This window comes from Corynebacterium sp. (assembly GCF_030535495.1).
GTDB lineage: Bacteria > Actinomycetota > Actinomycetes > Mycobacteriales > Mycobacteriaceae > Corynebacterium.
Map to the genome: position 1 here is coordinate 1 of NZ_JAUNRW010000146.1, position 4,348 is coordinate 4,348.

Annotated in this window: 5 protein-coding genes; 4 read left to right on the top strand and 1 reads right to left on the bottom strand. The window is 69.1% G+C overall.

Annotation, left to right across the window (positions count from 1 at the left end; genetic code table 11):
* On the top strand, positions 1-1,320 hold a 1,320-nt coding region (locus Q4F73_RS11740), incomplete at its 5' end, for an AIR synthase-related protein (RefSeq protein WP_303359528.1).
* Positions 1,321-1,476: 156 nt separating this feature from the next.
* Positions 1,477-2,157, top strand: a complete 681-nt coding sequence (locus Q4F73_RS11745; RefSeq protein ID WP_303359529.1) for a hemolysin III family protein — start codon at positions 1,477-1,479, stop codon at positions 2,155-2,157.
* Positions 2,158-2,184: 27 nt separating this feature from the next.
* On the opposite strand, the gene Q4F73_RS11750 is transcribed toward Q4F73_RS11745, so the two are convergent.
* The gene (locus tag Q4F73_RS11750; RefSeq protein ID WP_303359530.1) at positions 2,185-3,177 is read right to left on the bottom strand and encodes an acyl-CoA thioesterase; all 993 of its coding nucleotides are present in this window, start codon (positions 3,175-3,177) and stop codon (positions 2,185-2,187) included.
* Positions 3,178-3,240: 63 nt separating this feature from the next.
* Between Q4F73_RS11750 and Q4F73_RS11755 the strand changes: the two genes are divergently transcribed.
* Positions 3,241-3,591 (top strand): sterol carrier family protein, encoded by a 351-nt coding sequence (locus tag Q4F73_RS11755; protein ID WP_303359531.1) that lies wholly within the window; start codon positions 3,241-3,243, stop codon positions 3,589-3,591.
* A 26-nt stretch (positions 3,592-3,617) separates the two neighbouring features.
* Positions 3,618-4,348: amidophosphoribosyltransferase (locus Q4F73_RS11760; protein ID WP_303359532.1), on the top strand; the 731-nt coding region annotated here is incomplete at its 3' end.

Genomic DNA, 4,348 nt, shown 5'->3' on the forward strand with positions numbered 1-4,348 from the left:
GCCGAGATCCTCGCCTCCGAGTCCCAGGAGCGCATGTGCGCCGTGGTGACCCCGGAGAACGTGGAGAAGTTCCAGGCCATCTGCGCCAAGTGGGACGTCATCTGCGCCGAGATCGGTGAGGTCACCGACGAGAAGGACCGCTACGTCGTCGTCCACAACGGCGAGACCGTCATCGACGCCCCGCCGTCCACCATCGACGAAGGCCCCGTCTACGAGCGCCCCTTCGCCCGCCCGCAGTGGCAGGACGAGCTGCAGAGCTACACCCCGGTCGAGCGTCCGGCGGACCTCAAGCAGGCATTGTTCGACATGGTCTCCTCCCCGGCGCTGTGCTCGCGTGACTTCATCACCGAGCAGTACGACCGCTACGTGCGCGGCAACACCGTCAAGGCCAAGTACTCCGACGCCGGTGTGCTGCGCATCAACGAGGAGAACAACCGTGGTGTCGCCGTCTCGGCCGACGCCTCGGGCCGTTACACCAAGCTCGACCCGCGCACCGGCGCCCGCCTGGCCCTGGCCGAGGCCTACCGCAACGTCGCCGTCACCGGCGCCCGCCCGGTGGCCGTGACCAACTGCCTCAACTTCGGTTCCCCGGAGAACCCGGACGTCATGTGGCAGTTCCGCGAGGCCGTCCACGGCCTGGCCGACGGCGCCAAGGAGCTGGGTATCCCGGTCTCCGGCGGCAACGTCTCCTTCTACAACCAGACCGGTGACACCCCGATCCTGCCGACCCCGGTCGTCGGTGTCCTCGGTGTCATCGAGGACGTCAACGACGCCATCGGCCACGACCTCGGTTCCGTCAACGAGCCGGAGGTGCTCATCCTCCTCGGTGAGACCCGGGATGAGTTCGGCGGCTCCATCTGGCAGCAGATCTCCGGCGGCGGTCTGAGCGGCCTGCCCCCGCAGGTCGACCTTGCTGACGAGGAGCGCCTCGCCGAGTTCTTCCACGGCAACGCGCTGCTCACCGCCGCCCACGACCTCTCTGAGGGTGGACTGGCGCAGACGGTCGCCGAGATGGCCTTCCGCTATGACGGCGGTGTCTCGCTCGACCTGGCGGCCGTCCACGAGGACGAGTTCGTGGCGCTGTTCTCCGAGTCCGCCTCCCGCGTGCTGGTGGCCACCACCGCCGACCGGGTCGACGGGGTGCTCGAGCGCGCCGCGGAGTTCGGTGTGCCGGCTGTCCGCGTCGGTGAGACCACCGACGGCCGTGATCTCAACCTCGGTTCGGTCGCAGTGAACATCGACGAGCTCAAGGACGCCTGGAAGGCCACCCTGCCGGACCTGTTCGGTCACGCGGTGGGTGCGAACTCGGTCGTCGAGTAGCTGGTCCGATTTACCTGACCACCGCAGGCCCCGCTCCCGCGTCGGGAACGGGGCCTGCGGTCTGCCGCTTCCCGGTGGGGGCCCCGCATTCGCCGCCGCATCGGGTACTGTAGCCCTTACCTACGAAACCGTAACCTACGGAAGGGAAGGTGCTCCGTGTCCGCCACTCTCACACTCACCCGCGAGGTATTCGACCGCGGACCCCGGCCCGTGACGCGGGGGTGGATCCACCTGGGCGCCGCCGTGGCCTCCGTCGTCTCAGGCACGGTTCTGGCGACCTATGCGGCGATGACGTTGCCGTGGTGGCAGGTCCTGGGTGTCGGCGTCTATGCGGTGGGTGTCGTCCTGCTCTTCGGGGTCTCCGCCGCGTATCACCTGGGTCGCTGGCGCTCGGCACGCACGGTGGCCTGGTGGCGACGCGCCGACCACGCCACCATCGCCTTCTTCATCGCCGCCACCTACACCCCGCTGTGCCTCATCGCACTGCCGCCCGGCCCGGCGGCCTGGATGCTGGGGCTGGCCTGGGCGGGCGGTGCGGCGGGCATCGTGCTCAGCCTGGTGTGGATCGAGCATCCCCGTTGGTTGGACGTCGTGGTCTACCTGGGCCTCGGCTGGCTCATCGTGCCGCTCATCCCGACACTGTGGGTGTCCGCCGACCCGGTGGTGGTGTGGCTGTTGGGTGCTGGCGGGTTGATCTATTCCCTCGGCGCGCTGATCTACGGCTTCCGGTGGCCGGGCCGGCAGGCGCGGGTCCTCGGCTACCACGAGTTCTTCCACGCGGCGACCGTGGTGGCCGCCGCCGTGCATCACGTGGCGGTGTGGATGGTGGTGGTCTGAGGCAGGCCCGCGGCCGGGCCAGCGTTCCTAGTCGATGTGGTACGGCGTCGTCAGCGGGACCAGCGGCGTCGGGGCGTACTCGGAGCGCAGCTTGCGCAGGGTCTTGGCGTGCTCGGCCAGGCGGACATCCTCGGTGGTGCGCGGGGTGAACTGGCGGGCGGGCAGGGCATTGCCGTCGGCGTCCATGGCCAGGTAGGTCACGGTGGCGTGGATGGCGGTCTGCAGGTTCTCGCGGCCCCCGCGCGGGTTGCCGGAGCGCACGTGGACGGACATCTGCATGGAGCGGGAGTCGGTGCGGACCATGCGGGCGTCGACCTCGATGAGGTCGCCGATGGCGATGGGGCGGTAGAAGCGGATGCCGCCGGCGTAGACGGCCACGGTGTGCTCCCCGGACCATTCCATGGTGCAGGCGGCGCCGGCCTCGTCGATCCACTCCATGGCGGTGCCGCCGTGGACCTTGCCGCCCCAGTTGATGTCGGTCGGCTTAGCCAGGAAGCGGTGGATGAGGCGCGGGGCCTCGGAGGGGCCGTCGTAGGTCTGCTGCTCCATCTCCGTCTCGATGGCCTTGCGCAGATCGACGCGGGTGAGGGCGGCATCGAGCACGCGGCGTTCCTCGTCGTTCTCCGGAACGAACTCCGGCACGGGCTGGGTCTTGCCGGTGGCGGTGTCCTTGGCCACGAAGATGACCAGGCAGTCGCAGGCGCGGGTGAACTTGCCCTCCCGCGGGTCGGCGGAGAAGACCTCGTTGACGATGTGCATGGACGACCGGCCCGTCATGGCGATACGGGAGCGCACCTCCACCATGTGCCCGGAGGGGATGGGGCGGGTGAAGTGGATGTGGCCGACGTAGGCGGTAACACAGTACGTCGCGGACCACTGGACGGCGCAGGCGTAGGCCGCCTTGTCGATCCACTCCAGGACGCGACCGCCACTGACCCCCTGGTTTCCGGCCATGAGCACGTCGGTGGGTGCGGCGAGGAAACGGAGGGTGACCTTCGGGGACTTCAGTGTGTTCGGCATGCGGACAAGCTTTCTCTGAGCGAACTGTAGTGGTGTTCGGTGTTACCTTACTAGACTCGATCTATGCTGCCTTGCGAAGTTCTGGAGTGGGTGAGGGACCCGGTGGGCGTCGATAAGCCGCCGCGCGCCGCCCTCGCCGCCGCCGTCCGCACCACCGCCCGCGCCCTGGCCGCGCACGCGCCCGGCAAGTCCGTCGAGGTGCGCGTGCCACCGTTTGTCGCCGTCCAGTGCATCGACGGCCCCGCCCATACCCGCGGCACCCCGCCGAACGTCTTCGAGACCGACCCACTGACCTGGCTGCAGTTGGCCGTCGGCGAGTTGCACCTCGACGCCGCCATTACCCGCGGCCTCGTCGACGCCTCCGGGCCGCGGGTGGGCGAGGTGGGAGAACTCCTGCCGGTCATTAGTCTGTGACCGGCTAACAGACTACAGTGGTGCACGTGGTAATTAAGGACCGTTCCCGGACCGATTCTGCCCCTCTCGCCCCGCTGGATGACCGCGGCGAGACCGAACCGCGCGAGGAGTGCGGTGTCTTCGGTGTCTGGGCCCCCGGCGAGGAAGTCGCCAAACTGACCTACTTCGGACTGTTCGCCCTGCAGCACCGCGGCCAGGAGGCCGCCGGTATCGCGGTCGGCGACGGCGAACGCATCGTCGTGTTCAAGGACATGGGGCTGGTGTCCCAGGTCTTCGACGAATCCATCCTCAGCTCCCTGCACGGTGACATCGCCCTGGGGCACACCCGCTACTCCACCGCCGGTGGCAAGAAGTGGGAGAACGTCCAGCCGATGTTCCGCACCTCCCCCGACGGCACCGACGTCGCCCTCGGGCACAACGGCAACCTGGTCAACCCGATCGAGCTGCGCCGCGAGGCCGTCGACCGCGGGATGGGCGAGTTCGCCGGCAACACCGAGGAGGCGTGCTCGGACACCTCCGTCATCACCGCCCTGCTGGCCGACGCCGTCCGGGACGGGGTCACCGTCTTCGACTCCGCCCAGCAGCTTCTGCCCAAGCTCAAGGGCGCCTTCTGCCTCACCTTCACCGACGGCAAGACCCTCTATGCCGCCCGTGACCCGCATGGCGTGCGCCCGCTGGTCCTCGGCCGCCTCGACCGCGGCTGGGTCGTCGCCTCCGAGACCTGTGCCCTCGACATCGTCGGCGCCGCCTTCGTCCG

Excerpts from the sequence above, each read along its gene's own strand:
- Q4F73_RS11750 (WP_303359530.1), bottom strand. The coding sequence starts at position 3,177 with ATGCCGAACACACTGAAGTCCCCGAAGGTCACCCTCCGTTTCCTCGCC.
- Q4F73_RS11755 (WP_303359531.1), top strand. The coding sequence starts at position 3,241 with ATGCTGCCTTGCGAAGTTCTGGAGTGGGTGAGGGACCCGGTGGGCGTC.